Annotated in this window: 19 protein-coding genes; 12 read left to right on the top strand and 7 right to left on the bottom strand. The window is 74.0% G+C overall.

The features are described 5' to 3' along the window. Positions 1-56 precede the first annotated feature (56 nt). From ACIBTV_RS14200 to ACIBTV_RS14215, 4 genes are all read left to right on the top strand, one after another. Positions 57-356 (top strand): putative quinol monooxygenase, encoded by a 300-nt coding sequence (locus tag ACIBTV_RS14200; protein ID WP_396704797.1) that lies wholly within the window; start codon positions 57-59, stop codon positions 354-356. A gap of 117 nt (positions 357-473) precedes the next feature. Then, positions 474-1,919 (top strand): hypothetical protein, encoded by a 1,446-nt coding sequence (locus tag ACIBTV_RS14205; RefSeq protein ID WP_396704798.1) that lies wholly within the window; start codon positions 474-476, stop codon positions 1,917-1,919. Positions 1,920-2,042: 123 nt separating this feature from the next. After that, positions 2,043-3,125 carry a Gfo/Idh/MocA family oxidoreductase gene (locus ACIBTV_RS14210; protein ID WP_396704800.1) on the top strand — a complete coding sequence of 361 codons (1,083 nt, stop codon included), beginning with the start codon at positions 2,043-2,045 and terminating at the stop codon, positions 3,123-3,125. Positions 3,126-3,192: 67 nt separating this feature from the next. Then, positions 3,193-3,894: a hypothetical protein gene (locus tag ACIBTV_RS14215; RefSeq protein ID WP_396704802.1), complete on the top strand. Its 702-nt coding sequence runs from the start codon at positions 3,193-3,195 to the stop codon at positions 3,892-3,894. Positions 3,895-3,907: 13 nt separating this feature from the next. Here the strand turns inward: ACIBTV_RS14215 and ACIBTV_RS14220 are convergent, their stop codons facing one another. Continuing rightward, positions 3,908-4,288: a DoxX family protein gene (locus ACIBTV_RS14220; protein ID WP_396704804.1), complete on the bottom strand. Its 381-nt coding sequence runs from the start codon at positions 4,286-4,288 to the stop codon at positions 3,908-3,910. A 115-nt stretch (positions 4,289-4,403) separates the two neighbouring features. On the opposite strand from ACIBTV_RS14220, the gene ACIBTV_RS14225 reads away from it, so the two are divergent. Next, on the top strand, positions 4,404-4,898 hold the full coding sequence (locus ACIBTV_RS14225) for a MarR family winged helix-turn-helix transcriptional regulator (RefSeq protein WP_396704805.1): 495 nt from the start codon (positions 4,404-4,406) through the stop codon (positions 4,896-4,898). Positions 4,899-4,914: 16 nt separating this feature from the next. Here the strand turns inward: ACIBTV_RS14225 and ACIBTV_RS14230 are convergent, their stop codons facing one another. Further along, positions 4,915-6,099: an aromatic acid exporter family protein gene (locus ACIBTV_RS14230; RefSeq protein ID WP_396704807.1), complete on the bottom strand. Its 1,185-nt coding sequence runs from the start codon at positions 6,097-6,099 to the stop codon at positions 4,915-4,917. Between the two features lie 87 nt (positions 6,100-6,186). Here ACIBTV_RS14230 and ACIBTV_RS14235 point away from each other — a divergent pair, with 87 nt between their 5' ends. The 3 genes from ACIBTV_RS14235 to ACIBTV_RS14245 all read left to right on the top strand — a co-directional run bounded on the left by ACIBTV_RS14235 (position 6,187) and on the right by ACIBTV_RS14245 (position 11,255). Continuing rightward, entirely contained in the window at positions 6,187-9,360 is a 3,174-nt protein-coding gene (locus ACIBTV_RS14235) for a BTAD domain-containing putative transcriptional regulator (protein ID WP_396704809.1), read from the top strand. A gap of 57 nt (positions 9,361-9,417) precedes the next feature. After that, the gene (locus ACIBTV_RS14240) at positions 9,418-10,395 is read left to right on the top strand and encodes an ATP-binding cassette domain-containing protein (RefSeq protein WP_396704810.1); all 978 of its coding nucleotides are present in this window, start codon (positions 9,418-9,420) and stop codon (positions 10,393-10,395) included. Between the two features lie 104 nt (positions 10,396-10,499). After that, entirely contained in the window at positions 10,500-11,255 is a 756-nt protein-coding gene (locus ACIBTV_RS14245; protein ID WP_396704913.1) for an ABC transporter permease, read from the top strand. 39 nt (positions 11,256-11,294) lie between these two features. Here ACIBTV_RS14245 and ACIBTV_RS14250 read toward each other — a convergent pair whose 3' ends face one another. The 4 genes from ACIBTV_RS14250 to ACIBTV_RS14265 form a co-directional block, all read right to left on the bottom strand. Further along, complete coding sequence (locus tag ACIBTV_RS14250; RefSeq protein WP_396704812.1) at positions 11,295-11,882, bottom strand: TetR/AcrR family transcriptional regulator; 588 nt, start codon at positions 11,880-11,882, stop codon at positions 11,295-11,297. A gap of 69 nt (positions 11,883-11,951) precedes the next feature. Continuing rightward, complete coding sequence (locus ACIBTV_RS14255) at positions 11,952-14,354, bottom strand: PEP/pyruvate-binding domain-containing protein (protein WP_396704814.1); 2,403 nt, start codon at positions 14,352-14,354, stop codon at positions 11,952-11,954. Positions 14,355-14,434: 80 nt separating this feature from the next. Further along, a complete protein-coding gene (locus tag ACIBTV_RS14260) occupies positions 14,435-15,223 on the bottom strand; it encodes an FkbM family methyltransferase (RefSeq protein WP_396704816.1) in 789 nt (262 codons plus the stop codon). Between the two features lie 53 nt (positions 15,224-15,276). Next, positions 15,277-15,600, bottom strand: a complete 324-nt coding sequence (locus tag ACIBTV_RS14265; RefSeq protein WP_396704817.1) for a nuclear transport factor 2 family protein — start codon at positions 15,598-15,600, stop codon at positions 15,277-15,279. A gap of 237 nt (positions 15,601-15,837) precedes the next feature. On the opposite strand from ACIBTV_RS14265, the gene ACIBTV_RS14270 reads away from it, so the two are divergent. Next, complete coding sequence (locus ACIBTV_RS14270; protein ID WP_396704819.1) at positions 15,838-16,353, top strand: winged helix-turn-helix transcriptional regulator; 516 nt, start codon at positions 15,838-15,840, stop codon at positions 16,351-16,353. A gap of 215 nt (positions 16,354-16,568) precedes the next feature. Further along, entirely contained in the window at positions 16,569-18,437 is a 1,869-nt protein-coding gene (locus ACIBTV_RS14275) for an adenylyl cyclase (RefSeq protein ID WP_396704821.1), read from the top strand. A gap of 66 nt (positions 18,438-18,503) precedes the next feature. Here ACIBTV_RS14275 and ACIBTV_RS14280 read toward each other — a convergent pair whose 3' ends face one another. After that, complete coding sequence (locus tag ACIBTV_RS14280) at positions 18,504-19,679, bottom strand: zinc-dependent alcohol dehydrogenase (protein ID WP_396704823.1); 1,176 nt, start codon at positions 19,677-19,679, stop codon at positions 18,504-18,506. 205 nt (positions 19,680-19,884) lie between these two features. Here ACIBTV_RS14280 and ACIBTV_RS14285 point away from each other — a divergent pair, with 205 nt between their 5' ends. Together ACIBTV_RS14285 and zwf are read left to right on the top strand one after the other, a co-directional pair. Continuing rightward, complete coding sequence (locus ACIBTV_RS14285; RefSeq protein ID WP_396704825.1) at positions 19,885-22,653, top strand: M14 family zinc carboxypeptidase; 2,769 nt, start codon at positions 19,885-19,887, stop codon at positions 22,651-22,653. 504 nt (positions 22,654-23,157) lie between these two features. Next, positions 23,158-24,540, top strand: coding sequence for a glucose-6-phosphate dehydrogenase (gene zwf, locus ACIBTV_RS14290; protein WP_396704827.1), 1,383 nt, complete (start codon positions 23,158-23,160; stop codon positions 24,538-24,540). Positions 24,541-24,543 lie beyond the last annotated feature (3 nt).

Genomic DNA, 24,543 nt, shown 5'->3' on the forward strand with positions numbered 1-24,543 from the left:
CGGCAGGCTGGTGGCCGATCGCGGACGGGCGATCCGCGCGGACGGAAGGACCTGCCATGCCATACGGCTTCGTCGGCTCGATGAGGGCCCGTCCGGGTCAGCGCGGCGAGGTGGTCGCCATCCTGCTCGAGGGCGCCGACGGCCTGCGCTCGGCCGGATGCCGCCTCTACGCGGTGGGCGTCCCGGAGGGCGACCCCGACCTGATCACGGTGACCGAGATCTGGGAGTCCAAGCAGCACCATGACGATTCGCTCCAGCTGCCGGAAACGAAGGCCGCCATCGCCCGGGCCATGCCGATGCTCACCGGCGAGTTCAGCAGCCAGGAGATGACCGTGCTGGGTGGCCTCGGCGTCTGACCCGAGCACCAGGAGATCGTGGTAGGAAAGCGCCCCTCCAGGGGCCGATTTCTACCACAATCGGCTCTTGGTCCCGGCGGGACGGCGGAGCCGCGGGGGCGGTGCCATGATCCATTCGTGACGAGCACGGATCAGTCGAACCACGCCCCAACGCGGCCCGCCACGATCGTACGCGCCGGCCGGCGGGCACGTGCCGTCGTCCTCGCCCTCGCCGGGCTGGTGATGCTCGGCGCCGCGTACGGGCGGCCCTGGGTGGAGGTGCGCGAAGGACGGGACAACGTCGAGCTTCTCCTGGGTCGTCCCCCGTCGGGCGAGGTGCGCACCTTCGCGCTGATCGACCTTCCCGGCTCCCTGATCGCGCTCTGCGTCGGGTGGCTCGCGCTGCTGGCACTCTTCGCCGTCGCCTGGGCGCGTCCACAGTGGCGCGACGTCCTGCGGTTGGCGCTCGGCGCGGCGACCCTCGTGGTGATCGCGCTGACCTTCCTGCCCAACGGCGCCGCGTTGAGCGCGAGCGGTTTCCCGACGAAGGACTATCCGAGCACGCACTACCTCCAGGGGACCTGGCTCGGGTTGTCCGGGCTCCTGCTGCTCTCCGGCGCCGTCTCCGCCCTCCTGGCCGCGCCCCACCGGAGCGCCGTCTCCGCGCCGGGGAAGCCACACACGACGGAGCCACGCACGCCGGAGACGCAGACGGCGGAGACGCAGGCGGCCGAGGTACGCGCGGCGGAGGCACCGACGACGCAGGCACCGACGGCGGACGCCGCGCTCGCGCCGCCCGCCCAGGATGACGACACTCCCCGCACCGACCGCGAGCCCTCCCCCACGTCCGGCCCGGAGGCCACGACGTCCGGCCCGGAGGCCACGCCTCATCACGAACCGGACAGCTCGGTGGCGAGCGAGCCGGAGCTGATCCTGCCGTCCGTGCCGGGGTTGGCACGCCGACAGGCGCCGCCGCCCCGCTGGCACCGGCCGGCGCGCATCACCGCGGTCACCCTCGCGCTGGTCGGCGCGGTGGCCCTGATCGCGGTGGTGAGCTGGAAGATCGCCCACTCACCCGCTCCGGAGGCCGGCCAGGAGAACACCCTGGTCGCGCGGATCGTCGCACCACCGGAGGACGCCACGCCGATCACGGTTCCCGACGCGAACGGCCGGGCCGCGTTCGCGGACATCGTCGCCCTCGACAGCAGCCCGCAGGCACTGCTGGCCGCTATGCAACTCGCCGGAGTGCAGCAGTCCGCCAGGTCCGCCTGGGCGGAGCCGGACTCCGCGTCGATGCGGGTCGTGCTGCTCCAGTTCGAGTCGGCGGAGCCCGCCGAGGAGTTCGTGCGGCTGTACACCGACGCCGAGCGGAGCGTCCGCACCCCGGGTGGGGAGGTCGGCCTGGCGTCGGTTCCCGGCGGGACGGCGTTCATCGGTCCGGCCGGTAACGGATCCGCCCTGCCCGAGGTGCACGCGGTCGCCCAGCACGACGACGTCGTCCTGCTCGTCACGGCCGGCGGCGAGGCGTCGGACGACGTCACGGCGGCGGAGTCCCTCCTGCGACAGCAGTACGAGCGGCTGTGAGCGGCTCCGGTCACGGCGGGTGATCTTCACCATGTCGAGCCGTCGGCGTCGGCGCGCCGCGTAAATTCGGTGCCACCGGAGCCGGCTCACGCGCGGGCGCCGGCCGGAACTGGGGAGGATGGCATGGCGGGGACGAGTCAGGCGCCGTTGCGGGTCGGTCTACTGGGCTACGGCCTGGCCGGTCGGGTCTTCCACGCACCGCTGATCGCCGCGACGCCCGGCCTGCGCCTGCACGCCGTGGTGACCCGCGATCCCGAGCGGCGGCAGCAGGTCCGGCACGACCACCCGGACGCCCGGCTGGTGGAGGACGTGGACGTGCTGTGGCGTACGCCCGACGCCCTGGACCTGGTCGTGGTGGCGACGCCCAACCGGCTGCACGTGCCGATGGCCCGGGCGGCGATCGCCGCCGGCATCGCGGTGGTCGTCGACAAGCCGCTCGCCGCGACCGGGGCCGAGGCCCGGCAGGTGGTCGACGAGGCGGCGGATCGCGGGGTGCCGCTGACGGTGTTCCAGAACCGCCGCTGGGACGGTGACTTCCTGACCGCGCGCCGCCTGGTGGAGGGGGGCGAGCTGGGGCGGGTGACCCGGTTCGAGTCCCGCTTCGAGCGCTGGCGGCCGGAGATCAAGCCGGGCTGGCGGGAGAAGGCCGGCGCGGACGAGGCCGGCGGCGCCCTCTTCGACCTGGGTGCCCACCTCGTCGACCAGGCCGTCCAGCTGTTCGGTCCGGTGCGGAGCGTCTACGCGGAGGTCGACCGACGTCGGCCGGGCGCCGAGGTGGACGACGACGCGTTCGTGGCGCTGACCCACGCCGACGGCGTCCGCTCCCACCTGTGGATGAGCGCGGTGACCCCGCAGCTCGGCCCCCGGCTGCGCGTCCTCGGGGACCAGGCGGGCTACACCACCTACGGGCTGGACCCGCAGGAGGCGGCGCTGCGCGACGGCGGTCGACCGGGCACCCCGGGCTGGGGCGAGGTCTCGCCCGACCGGTACGGCCTGCTCGGTGTCGACGGCGACCTGCGGCGGGTGCCCACCGAGCCGGGGCGCTACGAGAGCTTCTACGCCCAGGTGGCGGCCTCGCTGCGCGGGGACGGCCCGATGCCGGTCGACGCCCGCGACGCCGTGGACACCGTCACGCTGATCGAGCTGGCGCACCGGTCCTCCGTCGAGGGCGTGGTGCTTCCCGTTCCGCCGACGCCGGCGCGCTGACCCACGGGCGCGCCCGGCCCGGGTTACCGTGCCGGGGACGCGCAGGTCAGGTGGTGAGGGAGGCCGGGTGACGATCGGGACGCGGCCCGCCGGGGTGGTGGCGACCGCCGGTCGGTGGGAGCCACCGCTGGACTACTACCTGATCCACGGGCCGCACGCCGGGCCGCGGCCGGCCGCCGGCGTCGAGGCGCTGGTCGTCGAGGAGTTCGTGCGGGCCGCCGACTGGACCACGATCGGCCTGCGAGGCGCGGTCTGGACGCCCTCCGAGCCGGCCTGGTGGAGCGACGCCGCCCATCACCGGGCGCTGCGTGCCGATCCGGGACTGCGCGCCCGGGTGGTGCCGGTCGACCGGGCCGGCGCGGAGGCCACCCACCGGCGGCTCGGCGGCGGGCCGCTGCCCGACGAGGCGTCGCTGCGGGCCCGGTTCGACGACGAGCAGGCGTTCCCGGTCGCGGCCCCGCTGCGGCTCGGCCCCGTCGAGGTGCCCGACGGGTTCGCCGAGCGGCGGGTCTACCGGGTGCTGTTCGCCGGGGAGCCGCCCGCGCGCCGGGTGCCCGACGTGACGGCCACCCAGGGCCGGCGGCAGGTCGGCGAGGACCGGTTCGACTGGACACTGCGGCGCGTCGGGCGGGGTCTCGCCTGGTCCCTCGACCTGACCGTGCTGCTGGCCACCGCCGCCGATCGCGCCGTCGGCCCCGTGCTGCACGAGCTGACCTCGACCGTCCGGCTGTGCGGGCTGGTGCCGGTCACGACCGAACGGTTCGACTGACCGCCCGGGGCGCTCAGGAGGTGAAGGAGTACGGGCCGAACCGGCCCCAGACGAGCACCGCCGACAGCACGAGCAGCACCACGTTGAAGAGCACCTGCGGGTACTCCCGGCGGCGGGCGTGCACCACGACCGCGCCGATCATGATGATCAGCAGGCCGAGCGCGGCGAGCGGCACGAGCACGGGCGCGATGTCGAGCAGCGCCGGCAGCACCAACCCGACGGCGGCGAGCACCTCCAGCGCGCCGATGAGCTTCACCGAGCCGTCGGACCAGCTCTCCGCCCAGCCCAGCCCGGATTCGATCAGCTTCTCCTTGGGCCGCGTGAGCTTCATCAGGCCGGCGCCGAGGAAGGCGACGGCCAAGACGGCCGCGATGATCCACAAGACGATGTTCATTGAGGTCTCCACCCTGTCATCACTTCAAGCGTGAAGGGACGCTACGCGGCAATGACTTCAAGCTGCAAGTGAAGCGTGACCGGCCTCACTTCAATGGTGAAGTTATCCTGGTCGCATGGAGACGTCGGAGGAACCGCGCTGGCTCAACGCCGAGGAGCGAGAGACCTGGCTGTCGCTGGTCAGCCTCCTGATCAAGTTGCCGGGCGCGCTCGACGCCCAACTGCAGCGCGACGCCGGCCTCAGCCACTTCGAGTACCAGGTGCTGGCCGGCCTCTCCGAGTCCCCCGACCGCACGCGGCGGATGAGCGAGCTGGCAGCGCTCGCCGAGGGCTCGCTCTCCCGCCTGTCCCAGGTGGTCAGCCGGCTGGAGCGACGCGGCTGGGTCCGGCGCACCCCCGACCCGACGGACGGCCGCTACACCCTGGCCGTCCTCACCGAGGAGGGCTGGGCCAAGGTGGTCGCGACCGCGCCCGGGCACGTGGCGGCGGTCCGCGCGTACGTGTTCGACCCGCTGACGAAGGCCCAGCAGCGCCGGCTTCGCGAGATCGGCACCCGGGTGACCCGGGCCGTCGACCCCGACGACTCCTGCCCCGGCGGCCGCTCCCGCTGAGGCCGAGGGCACCGGGTCAGTCGGCTCGGAGTGCGCCGAACGCGCGCCGGATCAGGTCGTTCGCGTCCTCCTGCTCGAGGCCGGTGGCCACGATGAGGTCGCTCGCGGTCGTCCGGACCTGCGCCACCACCACCGCCCCGGAGAAGCCCACACCCTCCCGGTACGCGCGACCCGCCGCCGCCACCGCCCGCACCGCCTGCTCCCGGGCCTGGCAAGGGTCGTCCGCGCCGGTGAACTCCCGCTGAAGCGTCCGCACCGCCTTCGCGAGCCCGGCGATCGCCTCCGGCAGCGGGCCGGGCACCGGTTCCCCGTCCTCGATCAGCGTCACCGTCCGCCGGATCAGCGTGCCGCTGTTGCGCATGGCGCGATCGACCGGCTCGACCGCCCGCGCGTACCGGCCGACCGGGCCCTGCCGGTTCTCCCAGCGCACCGGGGACAGGGTGCTCGCCTCCCGGGCCGCCTGCGCCGCCTCCGAGAACGCGTCCATCTCCTGCTTGTTGTCCCGGAGCCGGTCGAGCGCCGCCTGGGCCGCGGGAGCGTCGTGGCGCCGCAGGGCCTCCGCGGTCACCTCCAACTGCTCGACCAGCAGCTCCAGCGCGGGGGTCGCCGCCCGGTTGATCACCCGTAGCGGGTTCAGCGGCAGCAGCACCGCGGTGACCGCCAGCGACACCCCGCCACCGACCAGGGCGGCGAGGAACCTCGGGATCTCCACGTTCTCCACCGCGGGGCTGAGCGTGGCGATGAGCACGGCGGTCGCCGCCGCCTGCACGATCACCGCCGGACTGCGGCTGATGAGCACCGCCACGACGATCGCCAGCACCACGATCGCGCCGAGCTGCCACAGCCCGTTGCCGAAGAGGTACATGAGCACATCTCCGACGAGCACGCCGAGCGACACCCCGACGACCATCTCGATGGTGCGACGCAACCGCTGGCCCACCGACGCGGCCAGCGCGATGACCGCGGAGATCGGCGCGAACAGCGGCTGCGGGATGTGCAGCAGGCCGTCGGCGACCCACCAGGAGAGGCCGGCGGCGAGCCCGGCCTGCACGGCCAGCACCCCGCCGGCGCGTACCCGCCGCAGCCGGTCGCGGAGGGTGTGGGTGGAGCGGCGGCGCAGACCCGCGAGGAGGCGCGCCGCGCGCCCCGGTGGCGCGGCGGCGACCGACTCCCCTCTGCCCCGCGCTCCGGCGTCGACCACGGCCGCACCTACCCGGTCAGGGCGGGATGATTCATGCCCGGCGCCGCCGCGCACCCGGCCGGCGCTGCCTGAGCGACAATCGACGCCGTGCGGTTCGGCATCCTGGGCACGACCCAGGTGTACCCCGCCGACGGCCACCGACTCGCCGTCGGCGGGCCCCGACTGCGCGCGCTGCTGGTGTTGCTCCTGCTCGACGCCGGGCGGATCGTGCCGCGGGACCGGCTGGTCGACGGCCTGTACGGCGACGAACCGCCGACCGGGGTGGCGAACGCACTGCAGTCGCAGGTGTCGCGCCTGCGTCAGGTGCTGTCGGCGGCGGGAGCGGAGCCGGTCGAGTTCCACCCGGCCGGCTACCGGCTGGCGGTGGAGCCGGCGGACGTCGACGTCCACCGGTTCGGCCGGCTCGCCGACGCCGGACGGGCCGCGCTCACCGCCGGTGACCCACGCCGCGCCGCCGACCTGCTGCGGGAGGCCCTCGCGCTGTGGCGCGGAGAACCCCTCGCGGATGTCACGGACGCGCCGTTCGCCGCCGGGCAGGCGGCCCGGTTGCGGGACCGCCGGCTGGCGGCGACCGAGGACCGGATCGAGGCGGAGCTGTCCCTGGCGGCGGCGAAGCCGGGGGAGGTGGCCACCGCGCCGCTGGTGGCGGAGCTGCGGGAGCTGGTCGCCGCCCACCCCCTGCGGGAACGACTGCACGGCCAGTTGATGCGCGCGCTGCACGCCGACGGCCGGCGGAGCGAGGCGCATGCCGTCTTCGCCGAGCTGCGCCGCCTGCTCGCCGAGGAGCTGGGCAGCGACCCGTCCGCCGAGCTGGTCGCCCTGCACACGGGTCTGCTGCGCGACCCGGGGACGCCCGCCGCCGACGCCGCTCCCCGTCCGACCCCACCGCCCAGCCAGCTGACCAGCTTCGTCGGGCGCGAGCAGGAGCTGCGTCGGCTCGGCAAGCAGCTCGGGGAGGCCCGCCTGGTCACGCTGCACGGCCCGGGAGGCGCCGGCAAGACCCGACTGGCGCTGGAGGCCGCCGAACGACACGGTGGCCCGGTCTGCCTGGTCGAGTTGGCCGCCGTGCCGACCGGCGGCGCGGTGGCACCGGCGGTGCTCGCCGCGCTCGGCTTGCGCGACGGCGGCCTGCGCGTGCCGGGCGGCCCGCCGGACGGCACCGAGCGGCTGGTGGCGGCGCTCGCCGACCGCCGCATCCTCCTGGTGCTGGACAACTGCGAGCACGTGGTCGCCGAGGCCGCCGGGCTCGCCGCGCGCCTGCTCGGTGCCGCCCCGGCACTGCGCATCCTGGCCACCAGCCGGGAACCGCTCGGTGTCACCGGGGAGGCGCTCTGTCCCGTGCAGGGCCTGCCGGTGCCGCCGGAGGCGGTCCCGGCCGAGGTGGCCCGGGGCTATCCGGCGGTCCGGCTCTTCGCGGACCGGGCGGCCGACGTCGCACCGGGGTTCGCCGTCGACGCCGGCACCGTCGAGGCCGTGCTGCGCATCTGCCGTACGCTCGACGGCCTCCCCCTCGCCATCGAGCTGGCCGCCGCCCGGCTGCGGGCGTTGCCGGTCGGCGAGGTGGCGGCCCGGCTCGACGACCGGTTCCGGTTGCTCAACCGCGGCAGTCGGGTCGCCGAGCCCCGCCACCAGACCCTGCGCGCGGTGGTCCGATGGAGCTGGGACCTGCTGGACGAGCCGGAGCGGCGGCTGGCCCGCCGGCTGAGCGTCTTCGCCGGGACCCCCGACCTGGCCGCTGTGGAGCGGGTCTGCGGGCTCGGGGCCGACGTGCTCGACGCGGTCACCGGCCTGGCGGAGAAGTCCCTGGTGGACGCCGCCGACGGGCGCTTCCGGATGTTGGAGACGGTCCGCGCCTTCGCGGCCGAGCAGCTCACCGAGTCCGGCGAGACCGACCTGCTGCGCGCGGCGCACGCCGCGTACTTCCTCGATCTCGCCCGCGCGGGGGACGTGGGCCTGCGGGGCGCCGCGCAGCTGGACTGGCTGCGGCGGCTGGACGCCGACCGCGACGACCTGCACGCCGCCCTGCGCCGGGCGGTCGCCGACGACGAGGTGGACACCGCGCTGCGGCTGGTCGCCGCCCTGTCGTTCTACTGGTGGCTGCGGGGCCTTCGGGGTGAGGGCGCCGCGCTGGCCGGGCAGCTCGTCGACCGGCTCGGCGGGCCGCCGCCGGGCCTCGCCGAGGAGTACGCGCTCTGCCTGTTGATCGCCGGCGTGAACGGGGCCGGCGGGTCGGGCGCACGGGACGTCACCCCGGCCAGCGACATCCTCTGGGGCCTCGGTCGGCCCGCCGCGTACCCGTTCCTGCTCTACCTGTCCGGGATGACTGCCGGTCCCCCGTCGCCGGAGCGGATCTCGCTGCTGCACGACCCGGGAACCCGGGCGGTGATGCTCGGCGCCGACCCGTGGAGCCAGGCGCTGGGTTCGCTCGGCATGGGCATGGTGGGCCTGTTCGACGGCCGGTACGACGAGGCCCGCGCCGAACTGGCGGCGAGCCTCGACGGTTTCCGCGCCATCGGCGAACGGTGGGGCATGATCCTGGTCCTCGCCACGATCGTCGAGGGCGCCTACCGGGTCGGGGATCCGCGGGCGGCGGTCGAGCCGATGGCCGAGGCGCTGCGGTTGGCGCAGGAGCTCGGCTCGGCGATCGACATGGCGGAGCTGCTGCGCACCCGGGCGGACGGGCGGATCGGGGTGGGTGACCTGGCCGGGGCCGCCGCCGACTATCGGCGGGTGGTGGAGGTCGCGCAGCCGGCCGGCGCGCCGGAGCTGGTGGCCGCGGCGCACTCGGGGCTGGGCGAGATCGCCCGCCGGCAGGGCGACCCGGAGCGGGCGCGGCTGCTGTGCGAGCAGGCCGTGGCCGAGTGCCCCACCGGGTGGTTCGGCGCCGAGGTGGTCCGCCTGTCGGCGATGGTGACGCTGGGACGGATCGCGGAGGCGGTCGGCGACGCCGAGGTCGCCCGGGCGCACTACCGCCGGGTGCTGGGCGCCACCCTCGGTGTCTGGGACGTGCCGACGGCCGGCGCGGCCGTGGAGGGACTGGTCGGGCCGGTGCTGCGGCGGGGCGACGGCGAGCGGGCCGCGTTGCTGCTCGGTGCCGCGGCGGCGCTGCTGCGGGACACCGGGGCCGGCGGCGCGGCCGAGGTCGCGCCGGTGGCGGCGGCGACCCGGGCGACGATCGGCGACAGCGCGTTCGACCGGGCCTTCGCGCGGGGCGCCGGCCTGGGTCGGGCACAGGCGGCGGAGCTGCTGGACGTCGGCTGACGGCCGCCGTCAGCGCACGGTGCGCGTTCGGTCAGCGCCGCCGGCCACGCTGCCCGCATGAGAGACGAGACGTCGGCCGTGGTGGCCGAGGGACTACGCAAGAGGTACGGGCGGACCACCGCCCTCGCCGGCTTCGACCTGAGAGTGCCCGCCGGCACGATCTGCGGGCTGCTCGGCCCCAACGGCGCCGGCAAGACCACGGCGGTGCGGATCCTGGCGACGCTGCTGCGCTTCGACGCCGGTCACGCCCGGGTGGCCGGGTACGACGTGGCCCGCCGCCCCGACCGGGTCCGCACCCTGATCGGGCTGACCGGTCAGTACGCCGCGGTCGACGAGACGCTGAGCGGGCGGCAGAACCTCGTGCTCTTCGGTCGCCTGCGGCACCTGCCGACCCGGAGGGCCCGCCGACGGGCCGACGAGCTGCTCGACCAGTTCGGGCTGACCGAGATGGCGGACCGGTCGGCCGGCGGCTACTCGGGCGGGCTGCGTCGCCGCCTCGACCTGGCCGCCAGCCTGATCACCACGCCCCGGGTGCTGTTCCTGGACGAGCCGACCACGGGTCTGGACCCGCGCAGTCGCAACGGCCTGTGGGACGCCGTCCGGTCCGTCGTCGCCGAGGGCACGACGGTGTTGCTGACCACCCAGTACCTGGAGGAGGCCGATCAGCTCGCCGACCGGATCGCGGTGGTCGACGCGGGTCGGGTGGTGGCCGAGGGCACGTCGACCGAGTTGAAGGCCCGCATCGGGGCGGACCGGATCGAGCTGGTGGTCCGCGACGCGGCGCAGCTGCCGGTGGCGGCCGGGATCGTCGAGCGGATCACGGGTGCGACGGTGACCGTGGACACGGGGGTGCGGCAGCTGCGGGCGCCGGTCGCCGACCGGATCACGGTGCTCGCCGACGTTCTGCGGGCCCTGCAGGACGCCGCCGTCGCGGTGGAGGACGTGGTGCTGCGCCGCCCCACCCTCGACGAGGCGTTCCTGCGGCTGACCGGGCATGCCGCACAGCCGGCCGAGCGGGCGGAGGGGGCGGCGTGACCGCGACCATCGACACGCGCCGCGCGGCGGGCGACGCGGCGGTGGACCCGGGTCCGGGGGGCCCGCTGGACCGGCTGCGCTGGGCGGTGGCGGACGGCTGGGTGATGACCGGACGCAACATGCGGCACGTGATCCGCTCGCCCGAGGAGATCGTCCTCTACTTCTCCCTGCCGATCATGTTCGTGCTGGTCTTCGGCTACGTCTTCGGCAGCGGCATGGCGGTGCCCGGCGACGGCAGCTACCGCGAGTTCCTGTTGCCCGGTGTGTTCGTGATGACCATGCTGTACGGGCTCGGCGCCACCGCCTCTCAGATCTCCCTGGACGCCGGCCGAGGCGTGGTGGACCGGTTCCGCTCGCTGCCGATGGCCCGCTCCGCCCCGCTGACCGGGCGGGCCGGCGCGGACCTGGTCCGGGCCGTGCTGGAGCTCGCCACCCTGGTGGTCTGCGGCCTGCTGGTCGGGTGGCGGTGGCGCAACGGGCTGGGCGACGCCCTCGCCGCGGCGGGCCTGATCCTGCTGCTGCGGCTGGCGTTCACCTGGGTCGGGATCCTGCTGGGGCTCGCCGTGCCGAACCCGGATACGGTCAGCGTGATCGTCTTCCCGCTGGCCTTCCCGCTCACCGCGCTGTCCAACGTCTTCGTCGCCCCCGACCTGCTGCCCGACTGGCTCGGCGCGGTCGCCGCCTGGAACCCGCTCTCCGCAACCGTGGCGGCGGCCCGGGAGCTGTTCGGCAATCCCGGGATCGGCGGTGAGTCGTGGGCGGCGCAGCACCCGCTGCCGCTCGCGGTGGGCTGGCCACTGCTGATCATCGCGGTGGCCGCGCCGCTCGCCGTACGCCGGTACCGCCGGCTGAGCCGGTGACGCGTCGCCGCGTTCCCGGCCCGGTAGCCGCCGCGGCGGCTACCGGGCCGGCGGGCCGACCGGCGCGAAGGCGACGTCGAGCTGGGTGTCGAGCGCGGCCAGGGCCCGCTCGGCGTCGTACTGGCCGCTGAGCAGGTAGAGGCCGAGGCCCTCCATCAGCGCGAGCAGGGCGGCCGCACGCTCTTCCGGCTGGGGCCCGGGGAGGAGGCCGGCGACGAAGGCCGACAGCTGTCGGGTGTCCTCGCTCAGGCCGGCGGCGACGTCGGGGCGTACGGCGGCGTAGGCGAGGAACGCCAGCGCGACCCGTCCGTCCGCACGGGACTCCTCGGTCAGCGGCAACACCGCGCCGATCAGCGCCCGCAGCACCGACCGCGGCGGCGGCTCCTCGCCCAGCCGGGTGATCGCCTCGGTGACCCTGACCTGGTTGCGCTCCCGCACGACGGCCATGGCGAAGGCCATCATCTCGTCCTTCGTCCGGAAGTAGTGCTGCACCATGCCCGGGGAGACGCCGGCCTCGGCCGCGACGTGACGCAGGCTCACCGCCTCCAGACCCTGCCGAGCGGCGACCCTCATCAGCGCGTCGGCGATGAGGGTTCGCCGCTCGTGGCGGTCGACCTTCTTGGGCATGGCCTCCATGCTGTCACGAGAGGCTCCGGCCGCCGCTCGCCGCGGCCGGTGGGGAGCGGTGGATCCCGGTCAGGCCGCCACGGTCACGGTACCGGCGGCGGCGTCCACGGTGACGATGTCGCCGGTGCGGATCGCACGGGTGGCGTCGGGCACGCAGATGACGGCGGGGATGCCGTACTCCCGGGCCACCGTAGGGCCGTGCGCCATCACGGCGCCGGTCTCGGTGACCAGCCCGGCGGCGGTGAGGAACAGGGGCGTCCAGCCGGGATCGGTGGTGGACGCGACGAGGATCTCGCCCGGCTCCAGGTGGGCGGTGGCCGGGTCGTGAACCACGCGCGCCGGGCCGGTCACCACACCCGCCGCCGCGCCCACCCCGCGCAGGGCCCCGGCGGGGTCGGACGGCGTCGACCGGACCGCCTCCAGGTCGGTGCCGTCGGAGAGCACGGCGACCGGCACGGTCCGACGGCGCAGCTCCCGCCGGTGCACCGCCCGGCGCTCGGTCACCGTGGACCGGTGGTCGACCCGGTCGTCGACGGCCGCTGCCACCTCCTCCAGCGTCAGGAACATGATGTCGTCCGGTCGAGCCAGCAGACCGTGGTCGGTCAGGTCGGCGCCGATCAGCAGCAACTGGCGCCGCATCTCGCGCAGCCGGTACAGGCCGCCGAACTTGCCGGCCTCGCGCAGGCCCGCCAGCGAGCGGGCCCGGCGCAGCAGGAACCCCGCGAGCCGGCCCCGGATCGGCCGCCGGCGGCGGGCCCGCGCCACGAGGTCGTCGAGCGCGGCCTCGGCGGTGGCGGCGGCACGGGCGAAGCGTCGGTCGGGCGCCTGCTCGGGGTCGGTCACCCGCAGGTAGTTGGCGATCGTGGCGAAGACGGGGGTCGGGTCCTCCGCCCAGCGCGGCACGCCGAGGTCGACCTCGGCGACGGCGCGGTGGCCGTACCGGTCGAGGAAGCCCGCGAGCCCGATCTCCGGCAGCGTCCCCCGGTGGTAGCGGCGGGCGAGTTCCGCCGGCGGGGTGGTGAGCAGCAGGTCACGGTGGTCGCGGGCCCGGGTGGTGAGCTGCCACAGTGCGAGGTCCATCTCGATGGTGACGTTGTGCGGCATCCCCCCGAGCACGGTGTTGATCTCGTCGCGGCTGGCCACCCCCTTGAGCAGGTGCGGTGGGAGGGCCGCCGCGAGCATGCCGGCGACGATCGGCCAGACGATGGCGTCCGGGCTCGTCGACGCGTCCTGGGCCCGGACGAACCGGAGCCGGTCGGCGGCGGCCGTGAGTCCGGCCGGCGCGGCGGCGTCCGCCTCCAGCCGGCGGAGCTCCGCGAACAGTCGGGTGCGGGCGGCCTCCGGCCGGGCCAGCGCCCGGGTGACGCCGGTCAGCGCGCGGACGGCGGTCCTCGCGCTCGGCGCGGCACCCCCGCGGCCACGACCACGGCCGGGACGTGGGGCGAACCGCGGATCGTCGAGCACCTGCTGCACCGCCGCCTGGGCGCGCGGTCCGAAGTCGACCGCGAGCAGGTTGACCACGCGCTTGCGGGCGGACCGGTCGCGGACGAGGTCGGTCAGGTCGCCGTACAGCCGGCCACCGATGTCGGTGACCTCGACCCGGAGGCCGAAGCCCGCCAGCATGGCCGAGACGAGCGACTTGAGGGTCGACATGCCCATGGGGGTGACCGGCTGCAGCATGCCCTGCACGTGGCCGAACTCCAGGTAGAGGCGAGGGTCGGCGTCGTCGGCGGCCGGCGGGAGGGGGAACAGGGTGGTGATCGGTCGGGACTGCAGGAGCCAGAGGACGCCGTCCCGGTCGTACGCCCACTCGATGTCCTGCGGGCCACCGCGCTGGTGTTGGAGTCGCTCACCCGTCCGGTGCAGCTCCTCGAGCTGGGCGGCGGTGAGCAGGCCGGCCCCTGCCTGCGGCGTCCCGTCGAGGACGTGCCGCTCGACGTCGCCGGTCCCGTCCACCACGGCCGTGCCCAGACCGGCCGCGGCCTCCACGACCATCTCCGTCCGGCGACCAGTCACCGGGTTGGCCGTGAACAGGACCCCGGCGACCGTGGGGGCCACCATGCGCTGCACCACCACGGCCATCTCGTCGGAACCGTCGGCGAGGTCGCGCGCCTCCCGGTAGGCGAGCGCGCGGGCCGTGTGCAGCGACTGCCGGCACTTCTCGATCGCGGTCAGCAGGTCGGCTTCGCCGGTGACGTCGAGGATGGTGTCCCGCATCCCGGCGAAACTGGCGTCCGGAAGGTCCTCGGCGGTCGCGCTGGAACGGACCGCGACGGGCCCGCCGCCGAGATCCCGGTACGCGGCCGCGATCTCGGCCACTGGCAGGTCACCCGGGCGGAGTGCGGTGGTGGTGACGCAGAACCCGTCGGGCACCCGCTCGCCCAGACGGACCAGCTCGCCCAGCCCGGCGGCCTTGCCGCCGACCAGGGGCGTCATCTCCCTGCTCACCTCGGACAAACCGATCACCCGCACGCCGCTCTCCCCTTTTGCAATACAACTGCATTGCCAACCACCGTACGCGTTTCGCAATACGGGTGCAATGCCAAGGGGGATCAGCGGGCCGGCTGGGGCCTCGACCGGCAGTAGACGTCACCAGAGTTGGCTTCGTGGGGCAGCGACCGCAGGTGCGCGCCCATGCGCGACGCGGACGTCCACTGCGGGAACACGAACCCCATCGCGTCACCGAGTGCGACGTTGAAGGCGTGGAAGCCGAGCGCGGTGAGCCGGCCCAGGCAGCGCTGCGCCACCTCCCGGCCGATCGTCGTGAACTCGAAGGAGAGCGCGGCCAGCGGCCGGGTCAGGCCCGACAGCACCGCGTCCTCGAAGCCCTCGACGTCGATCTTCACGAAGGCCGGTACGCCGTGCGCGGCGATCAGGCCGTCGAGCGTGACCGAGGCGACGTCGATCCGCTCGTCCCACCGCTCGTGCGCCCACCCGGCCGCCCCGCCCGCCGCCGCGATGAACTGCGGGGACGCCGTGGAGATCGTGGGGTTGGCGGTGTTGACGTTGAACGCGACCCGGCCTCCGCGTGCCCCGCAGACCGCCTCGACCACCGTCACGCCGGGGTCCGCCGCGTAGATCGTGTGCAACGCCCGGACGCAGGGCGGCTGCGGCTCGACGGCGACCACGCGGGCGCCGAGCCGGCGGAAGCTGCCGACCCGGTCGCCCACGTGGGCGCCGACGTCGAAGACGAGGTCACCGGGCTGCACGAAGCGCGCGTAGAACGCGTCCATGGCTGCCTCGCGCGCCGGGTCGCCGTAGTAGACCTCCAGCGAGCGCCGGACCGAGACGGTGGCCGGGTCCGCCTTCAGCGCCTCGATCACACCGGTTCGGGCATCCACTGCAAAAATCTAGCCCGCCCGACACCGAGGAATGTTCACTTTCGCGCACCCGGTCAGGGGGCGATGCGCAGCCGCCGGATCCGACCGCCGTCGTACTCCTCGAAGCGGAAGCGCAGGCCGGCGAAGGGGCTGCCGGGGAAGTCGCCGGTGATCGTCGCGGTGACGACCGTGCCCTCCGGCGTCTCCTCGACGTCGGTGATCTCGTACGAGACCAGCGGCACGTCCGCGCGCCAGGCACGGATCTCCTGGATGCCCCGGTAGGTCTTGCCCTCGTCCTGCACGACCGCGTCGTCGGCGAAGAGCGCGAAGTAGTCGTCCTTGTCCGGCTGGCCGGCCAGCTCGAAGTAGCGGCGGATGAGGTCGGGCGTGGTGTTCATGCTGGTGCTCCTTGGCTCGATGCGGGTACGGGCCAGACGGTCGGGATGGTGCCGCCATTCGTACCGCCGGTGACGAGGGCCCGCCGACCGGCGAGCGAGTCCCGGTCGGGCAGGTTCCGCGTCATCACATGTCCTCTCCACGGGCAGCACGAGACGGACGCGCGGCGGCGTCGTATTGTTACTGCTGAACTAGAAGTGAGTCACTTCGACATTAGCACCCACTGGTCGAGGAGCAACATGGCCGGCAAGATCCGCCTGGAGGACCGCGAGTGCCCCCTCTCCGCCACGCTCGGCGTGGTCGGCGAATGGTGGACCCTCCTGATCCTTCACGATGCGTTTGACGGTTACACCCGGTTCGAGCAGTTCCAGGAGAACCTGAAGATCTCGTCGAGCATCCTCACCAGCCGGCTGCGCACCCTGACCGCGAACGGCCTGCTGGAGCGCCGGCGCTACCAGACCCACCCCGACCGCCACGAGTACGTCCTCACCGAACTGGGCCGCAGCCTCCGGCCGGTGATCGTCGCGCTCGCGGCGTGGGGCAACTCCCGGCTGGCGCCCGACCAGCGCAGCATGATCCTCATCGACCGGGAGACCGGCGCCGAGGTCGAGCCGGTCGTGGTCGACCGGGCCACCGGTCGGCAGCTCGACCCGGAGAACTTCGTCTTCGCCGCCGGGCCCGCGGCGAGCGAGATCATGCGCGCCCGGTACGCGGACGTCGTCCCCGAACAGTCCACCTCCGCCCCCCAGCGGTAGCGCGGCCGGGGGAGGCCGACGGCGCACAAGGCGGGGATCGAAATTCGGCACCCCCGACGGTGGCGTGCCGGCGTTTTACAGGGTAGAAACATGTCGATCCCTTTATTCACGGCGTAATACCAGCTCGCAGGCTCAGAGAGCGCTCTCACCTCACACCTCCCCCACCACGTCGCCGCGCCGGAATGCCGTCCGGCGTGGCGGAGAGGACGATCCGGATGAGACAGTCCCTCGGCGTTCGGCGACTCGGCCGGGCGCTCACCGTCGGCCTCGTGCTCACCACCGCGGCGAGCACCACGAGCGCGGCGGCCGTCGCCGGTCCGCCCCGGCCCGGTACGCAGAGCCTCGGGCCGCGCGTCACCGTCTTCGACCCGAGCATGCCGGTCAGCGAGATCCAGGCGACCCTGGACGCGACGTACGCCCGGCAGGTCGGCAACGAGATGGGCACCGACCGGTACGCGTTCCTGTTCAAACCGGGCAGCTACGGCACGCCCGAGCAGCCCCTCCAGATCAAGGTCGGCTACTACACCGAGATCGCCGGTCTCGGCGCCGCCCCCACCGACGTCCGCATCACCGGCAAGATCGAGGCGTACAACCGCTGCCTCCAGGACAACGGCACGAGCAACTGCATCGCGCTGGTCAATTTCTGGCGTACGCTGTCGAACCTCTCGCTCACCGTCAACGCCGCCGGTCAGGACGGCTGCCGCTCCTCGGCGAACTTCTGGGCCGTCTCCCAGGCGGTGTCGATGCGCCGGCTCAACATCGACGGCGGCGGCCTGTCCCTCATGGACTACTGCACGGCCGGCCCCCAGTACGCCAGCGGCGGCTTCATCGCCGACTCGCGCCTGCCCGCCACCACCAACGGCTCCCAGCAGCAGTGGCTGACCCGCAACAGCGAGGTCGCCGGTTGGTCGAACGCCGTGTGGAACCAGGTCTTCGCGGGCGTCGTGGGCGCACCCGACGACGCCACCTTCCCCGACCCGCCGTACACGACGCTCGACACGAACCCGCTCAGCCGGGAGAAGCCGTACCTGTTCGTCGACGGGACGGGCCGCTACCAGGTCCGGGTGCCCGCCGTGCGGCGCGACAGCCGGGGCATCTCCTGGGGCGACGGCCTCACACCGGGACGCACCATCGGCCTGGACGACTTCTACGTCGCCAAGCCCTCCGACCCGGTCCGCGTGATCAACGCCCAGCTGGCGCGCGGCAAGCACCTGCTGCTCACCCCCGGCGTGTACGACATCGCCCGCAGCATCGAGGTCAAGCGCGCGAACACGGTGGTCCTCGGCCTGGGCCACGCCACGCTCACCGCCGTCGACGGGGCGGTGCCGCTGGACGTCGCCGACGTGCCCGGCGTCATCGTGGCCGGCGTGACGATCGACGCCGGCCTGCGGGAGTCACCGGTGCTGCTCCGCGTCGGCTCGAAGCACGGACGCGGCCACGGCACCCCGGCCAACCCGACGACGCTGTCGGACGTGTACTTCCGGGTCGGCGGGCCGCACATCGGCCGGACCACCATCGCGCTGGAAGTCAACAGCGACCACGTGCTGATCGACCACACCTGGGTGTGGCGCGGCGACCACGGCGTCGAGGGCTTCACCGAGGGGGTCAACGGCGACACCGACCGCTGGCGCACCAACACCGGTCGCTACGGCGCGGTCATCAACGGCGACCATGTGACCGCGACCGGCCTGTTCGTGGAGCACTTCCAGCGCTACAACACGGTGTGGAACGGCGACGACGGCACCACGATCCTCTACCAGAACGAGCTGCCGTACGACCCGCCGACGCAGGCCGACTGGCGCAACGGCGACGTGGCGGGCTGGGCCGGCTACAAGGTCGGCGACCACGTGCGGCGGCACACCCTGCACGGCGGCGGGGTCTACGTCTTCAACCAGAACAACCCGTCGATCCACACCGAGAACGGGTTCGAGGTCCCGCGGCGGCCGGGTGTGCGGCTGCACCACATCATGACCGTGAACCTGAGCGCCGGCACGATCGACCACGTGGTCAACGGCGTGGGCGAGGCCGCCGACATGACGCGGGTCGGCGCGCCGGTCTACCTCGCCGAGTACCCGCTCCCGTAACCGGGCGCGCGGGCCGGGGCGTCGCTACGCTCCGGCCCGCCTGCGCCGACGGGACCGCCGGTCGCGCTACGCCGCCGGCTCGAACACCGCCCGCACGCAGCCGTCGCGCCGGTCGCGGAACAGGTCGTAGCCGTCCGGGGCGCCCTCCAGCGGCATGGTGTGGGTGGCGAGGTACTCGGTGACGAGTTCACCGCGGGCCATCCGGTCGAGCAGCATCGGGATGTAGCGCTGCCCGTGCTGGCGGGCGCCGCGCAAGGTGAGGCCCCGGTTCATCACCACGTCGAGCGGGAACTCGTCGACCGCGCCGGTGACGACACCGAGCAGGAACACGTTCCCGCCCTTGCGGCAGTGGCGGATCGCCTCCCGGGCGACGACCGGCCGGTCCGCCCGTGAACGCCACCGCTGCCCGAGCTTCCCGTACCGGCGCCGTGGTCCGCCGCCGTCCACCTGCGTGCCCACGGCGTCGATGCACACGTCCGGGCCCCGGCCACCGCTGCGTTCCCGCAGCTCACCGCCGACGTCCTCGGTCCGGCAGTCGAGCGTCTCCACGTCCAACCGGGCGCGGGCAAGCGCCAGCCGGTCCGCCAGGCGGTCGATGACGATCACCCGCTCGGCGCCGAGGAGCACCGCCGCGCGGGCCGCCAGCTGACCGACCGCGCCGGCGCCCCACACGGCGACCACGTCACCGGGCGCGACTCCGCCGAGGTCGGCGCCCATCCAGCCGGCGGGCGCGGAGTCCGACGCGAACAGCGCCCGCTCGTCGCTCACCCCCTCCGGCACAGTGAAGGCACCCCGGTCGGCGTACGGGACGCGGACGTACTCGGCGTGGCTGCCGGCGAAACCGCCGAGGGCGGGTGGGTAGCCGTAGCAGCCGCCGGATGGGAGCTGCGACGCGGTATCCGCGCCCACCGGGTCGGTGCTGCCGTTGTCGCAGAGCGAGTACTGCTCCTGGCGACAGTGCCAGCAGCGGCCGCAGGAGATGGCCGAGCAGACCACCACCCGGTCACCGACCCGGTGCCGGCGGACCCGCGGGCCGACCTCGACCACTTCGCCGACGAACTCGTGCCCGAGGACGTCGCCGGGTCGCAGGAACGGGAGATGTCCACCCACCAGGTGCAGGTCGGAGCCGCAGGTGACCGTCTTGCGTACCCGGATGATCGCGTCCTGCTCGTTGCGCAGTTGCGGGTCCGGGACCTGGGTGACGGCGAGCTCGTTCGGGCCCTGCCACACGACGGCCTTCACGTGTCGCCCCCCGGCGGCTCCCAGAGATCTCGTCCTACGCCGGCAACCCTGCCACACCGGCCACCGGCGGTCCGGCGATCGACGGATCTTGACCCTTCGGAGTCGCTGACCATAGGCTCCGCTCAATGTGCGCCATTTCCCGAGAAGGGAAGCACCCATGGCCCCGTCGTTTCGTCCTTTCCGGACCCTCCGCTCGCGGCGGCTGGTGAGCGCCACCGCCCTCACCCTCCTGGTCGGTCTCACGCCCGCGCTGGGCGGCACGCCGGCCGGCGCCCGCCCGCCCTCCCCCACCCCGTGCAGCACCGACCCCACCGCCCGCCTGTCCCGCGTACCCAGCCCCGAGGCGACGCTCGGCTTCCCGCTCGGCCTCGGCCAGGAGCGCGTCGTCACCAACGACGAGATCCGGACCTATCTGCGAGCCGTGGACGTCGCCTCCGACCGGGTGGTCACCGGCGTGCTGGGCAGCAGTGCGCTCGGCCAACCGCTGCCGTACGCCGTGGTGTCGAACGAACGCCACGTCCGCCCGGCCGCGCTGCGCAAGATCGCCGAGGACGTACGGGACCTGCGGGACCCCCGCCGGACGAGCCGCAAGGAGGCGGCGCGGACCGCCGCCGACAGCCCGGCCATCGTCTGGGTGACCGGCAACGTCCACGGCGGGGAGAAGAGCGGCGCGGACGCGGCGCTCAAGACGCTGTACGAGCTGGCGGCCGGCCTGTCCTGCGCCGTCGCCGAACGCAACGACAACCTGGTCACGATCATCGTGCCCACCCAGAACCCGGACGGCCGCGACGCGAGCCGCCGGCAGAACGAGTTCGGCTTCGACCTGAACCGGGACTGGTTCGCCCGGACCCAGCGCGAGACCGACGCCAAGCTGGAGCTCCTGCGCCGCTACCCGCCCCAGATCTTCATCGACGCGCACGAGATGGGCGGCGACCAGTACTTCTTCCCGCCCAACGCCGACCCCATCCACCACGAGATCGCCGGCGAGGCGGTCGACTGGATCAACCGGATCGGCGAGGCCAACAAGGCGGGCTTCGGCTACAACGGCGCCTGCGACGACGTCGTCACCAGCGAGTGCTACTTCAACTACGACACCTACGACCTGTTCTTCATGGGCTACGGCGACACGGTCCCGGCGGCCGGGTTCGGCGCCGCCGGCATGACCTTCGAGAAGGGCAGCGCCTCCGCCGTCGCCGACCGGGTGCAGCAGCAGTTCCACACCCAGTGGTCGACGCTCGGCTGGGCGGCCGCCAACAAGCACGAGGTGCTCACCGACTACTTCCGGATCTGGACGGACGCCCTGGCCCAGGGCCGGGCCGGCGCGCTGGAGCCCAACGAGGTGGTGCAACCCACCAACGAGGTCCAGTTCCCGGTGCCGGAGGTGAAGATCCGGTCGTACTTCCTGCTGCCCGACCGGCAGCTCGCCGACGTGCGGCAGCTGGTCGAGCGGCTGCGCCGGATGGACGTCGAGGTGTACGAGGTCCAGCAGCCGACCCGGCTGCGGCAGGCGCGGATCTTCGGCGGGCGCAGCGCCACGAACGTGACCGTGCCGAAGGGCGCCTACTGGATCCCGATGGACCAGCCGCAGAAGCACTGGATCCAGGCGATCATGGGCGAGGACCCGTACACGCCCTTCCCGTACTTCTATGACGTCTCGTCCTGGAGCAACCCGCTGCTGATGGGCGTGCCGACCCTCTACACCGGCGACGACGTCCGGCCGAAGGCGCGGCTGGTCCGCACGATCGAGGGCGGCCGGTCGGGTCCCGCCCGGCACCACGGCTCGTACGGCTACCCGCTGGACTCGGCGGCGGCCGCCGAGTTGACCTTCCAACTGCTCGGCCGGGGCGTACCGCTGGTCCGTGACCCGGCGGGCGTGGTCCGGCTGGCCACGAACCGGCTCAGCCGCGAGGTCGACGAGCTGGCCGGGTCGCTGGGCGTCACCCTCACGCCGGGCGGGCCGGCCACCGGCACCCCACTGACCCGTCCCGACGTGGGCCTGTTCCAGGGCACCGGCATCTCCACCACCTCCGGCTCCCACGGCGAGGCCCGCTACGTGCTGGGCCAGCGGTGGGGGCTGGACCTGAAGCCGGTGACCACGGCCGACATCAACGACAACACGCCGGCCTTCACCGGGCGTACGGTGCTGCTCGTCCCCGACGGCAGCAGCGCGACCGGTGGGCTCACCGCTGCCGGGCAGGCCAACCTGCGCGCCTGGGTCGCCCGGGGCCACACCTACCTCGGGCTGCGCAACGAGGGCACCCGGGTCGCCCGGGCGGCCGGGCTCACCTCCACGACGGAGAAGCCGAAGCCGGCCGGCTACACGGTGATCGGCTCGCACCTGCGGGTCGACGTCGATCACGCCAGCCCGGTCGCGGCGGGCCGCCCGGCCGAGGACTTCGAGTTCAACAACAACGACCCGATCCTCAACCCGACCACGACCGGCACGAACGTGCTCCGCTACCCGACCGGCGACACCTTCTGGGCCAACGGCTACACCGTCGAGGCGGACGCGTTGCGCGGGACGGCGGCGCTGGTCGACGAGCCGACCGGCGACGGCCGGGCGGTGCTGTTCGCGTTCAACCCGCTGTTCCGGGCGTACAACGAGATCGGCCTGCACCTGGTGGCCAACGCGCTGCTGGCACCGACGGGCGCCGACGCGGCGGGCCGCCGCGCCGGCCCGACCTCGGCGGCCGGCGACCCGGCGCGCGCGGCGGCGGCCGCCGCGGCGGTTCCGGAGAACCTCGGCGGTGAGTGGCGGCCCATCACCATCGAGGTGGCCGGCGCCGACCTGACCCGCGCCCGGACGGTCGTCGAGCGGTTCACCGGCACGGCCCGGACGTCCGTGTCGGGCGGCTCGGCCTACCTGGTGATCCCCAACCCGGAGGGTCTGCTCGCCGATGAGCACCCGTTCCTCCGCAACCTGATCCACGCCCTCCGCGACTCCCAGGTCCCCCTCCGCTCCGTCGTGGCCTGACCCGGCCGCACCCCGGCCGCCGGCCCCACCCCGGGGCCGCGGCTGCGGGTCTCCGGGGCTCCGGGGCTCCGGGGCTTCCGGGGTCCGCGGAGCTCCGGGGCTGCGGGGTCGGCGGTGGGAGGTCGCTCAGCGCCTGTCGACCTGCCCCAGATATGGGGCAGGTCGACCTGTGCCGGTGGCTACGCCCGAGGTGGGCAGCGCCGGATGGGGTCGACACACGGATGGGGTCCACGCACGGGCCGGGTCCACGCACGGGCCGGGTCGGCGCACGGGTGGGGCGGTCCTTGGGGTCTACCGAGCGTGCCCCATTTCTGGGGCAGCTCTACAGCGTCCGCACCTACCTACTGACGCCCCGGGTCGTCCATCGCGCTCCGGCGGAACGCGCAGGTCGGCCGACGGCCTGGAGAGCGGGGCGTGTCGCGCAGGTCACGCCGCTGGTGATAGACGCTGTGCGGGGCGAGCGGGACTCTTGGAAAGCTGATTCCAAGATGAGGTGATCGTGCCATGGACCTGCGCTCAGACGCTGTCGTGCTCTTCGGGGCGACCGGAGATCTCGCGGCGAAGAAGATCTACCCCGCGCTGTACGAACTCACCCGGCGCGGCCGACTCGACGTGCCCGTGATCGGGGTCGCCCGCTCCCGCTGGGACGACGAGCAGCTGGTCACGGCGGCCCGCAAGTCGGCGCTGGAGGTCCACGGCCGGGTCGACGACGAGGTCTTCGACCGGCTCGCCGGCAACCTCACCATGATCTCCGGCGACTACGCCGACCCGGACACCTACCGGCGGCTGGCCGAGCGGTTGGCCGGCGCGGAGCGACCGCTGTTCTACCTGGCCATCCCGCCGGCCGTCTTCGGCGCAGTCGTGGACGGCCTCGCCGCGTCCGGGCTGGCCGCCCGTGGCCGCGTGGTCGTCGAGAAGCCGTTCGGCCGCGACCTGCCCTCGTCCCACGAGCTGAACGGGTCGCTGCGGGCCGCGTTCGCCTCGGAGCGGATCTTCCGGATCGACCACTACCTGGGCAAAGAGGCGGTCGAGGGCCTGCGCGTCTTCCGGTTCGCCAACCGGCTGTTCGAGCCGCTCTGGAACGCCGAGCACATCGCCAACGTCCAGATCACCCTCGCCGAGGGCTTCGGCACCGAGGGCCGCGCCGGGTTCTACGACCGGATGGGCGCGACCCGCGACGTGCTGCAGAACCACATGCTCCAGGTGGTCGCCCTGCTCGCGATGGAGCCGCCGGCCGAGGCCGGCGACGACGCCTTCCGCGAGGAGGAGGTACGGGTGCTGCGCCGGGTCGCTCCGCTGTCGCCCGAATCCACGGTCCGGGGTCAGTACGCCGGTTACCGCGACGAGCCGGGGGTGGCGCCGGACTCCAACACCGAGACGTTCGTGGCCACCCGACTGCGCGTCGACTCGCCCCGCTGGGACGGTGTGCCGTTCTACCTGCGTACCGGCAAGTTGATGCCGGGCACGGCCACCGAGGTCGTGGTGGAGTTCAAGGCGCCGCGGCAGAACCTGGTGCCGACCGTCGACGGCTCGCCCACCCCACCGAACCTGCTGCGCTTCCGGCTCGGCCGCGGTGACGGCATCACCCTGTCGATCCAGGCGAAGGACCCGGGCGCCGAGGTGGCGAGCCGGCCGGTGGAGCTGCCGGTGGACTTCGGCGCCGCGCTCGGCCCGCGCCGGGAGGCCTACGAGCGACTGCTCGACGACGCCCTGGACGGCCGGCACCTCCGCTTCGCCCGCGAGGAGGCCATCGAGCAGGAGTGGCGGATCGTGGAGCCGGTCCTGGACCTGGCGGAGCCGGTGCTCTCGTACGCGAAGGGCAGCTGGGGCCCGGCCGAGGCGGACGCCCTCGCCGGCGGCGGGTGGCACGCCCCCACCCTGGGCTGACCT

The organism is Micromonospora sp. NPDC049366 (assembly GCF_044466625.1).
In the GTDB taxonomy this organism is placed as follows: domain Bacteria; phylum Actinomycetota; class Actinomycetes; order Mycobacteriales; family Micromonosporaceae; genus Micromonospora.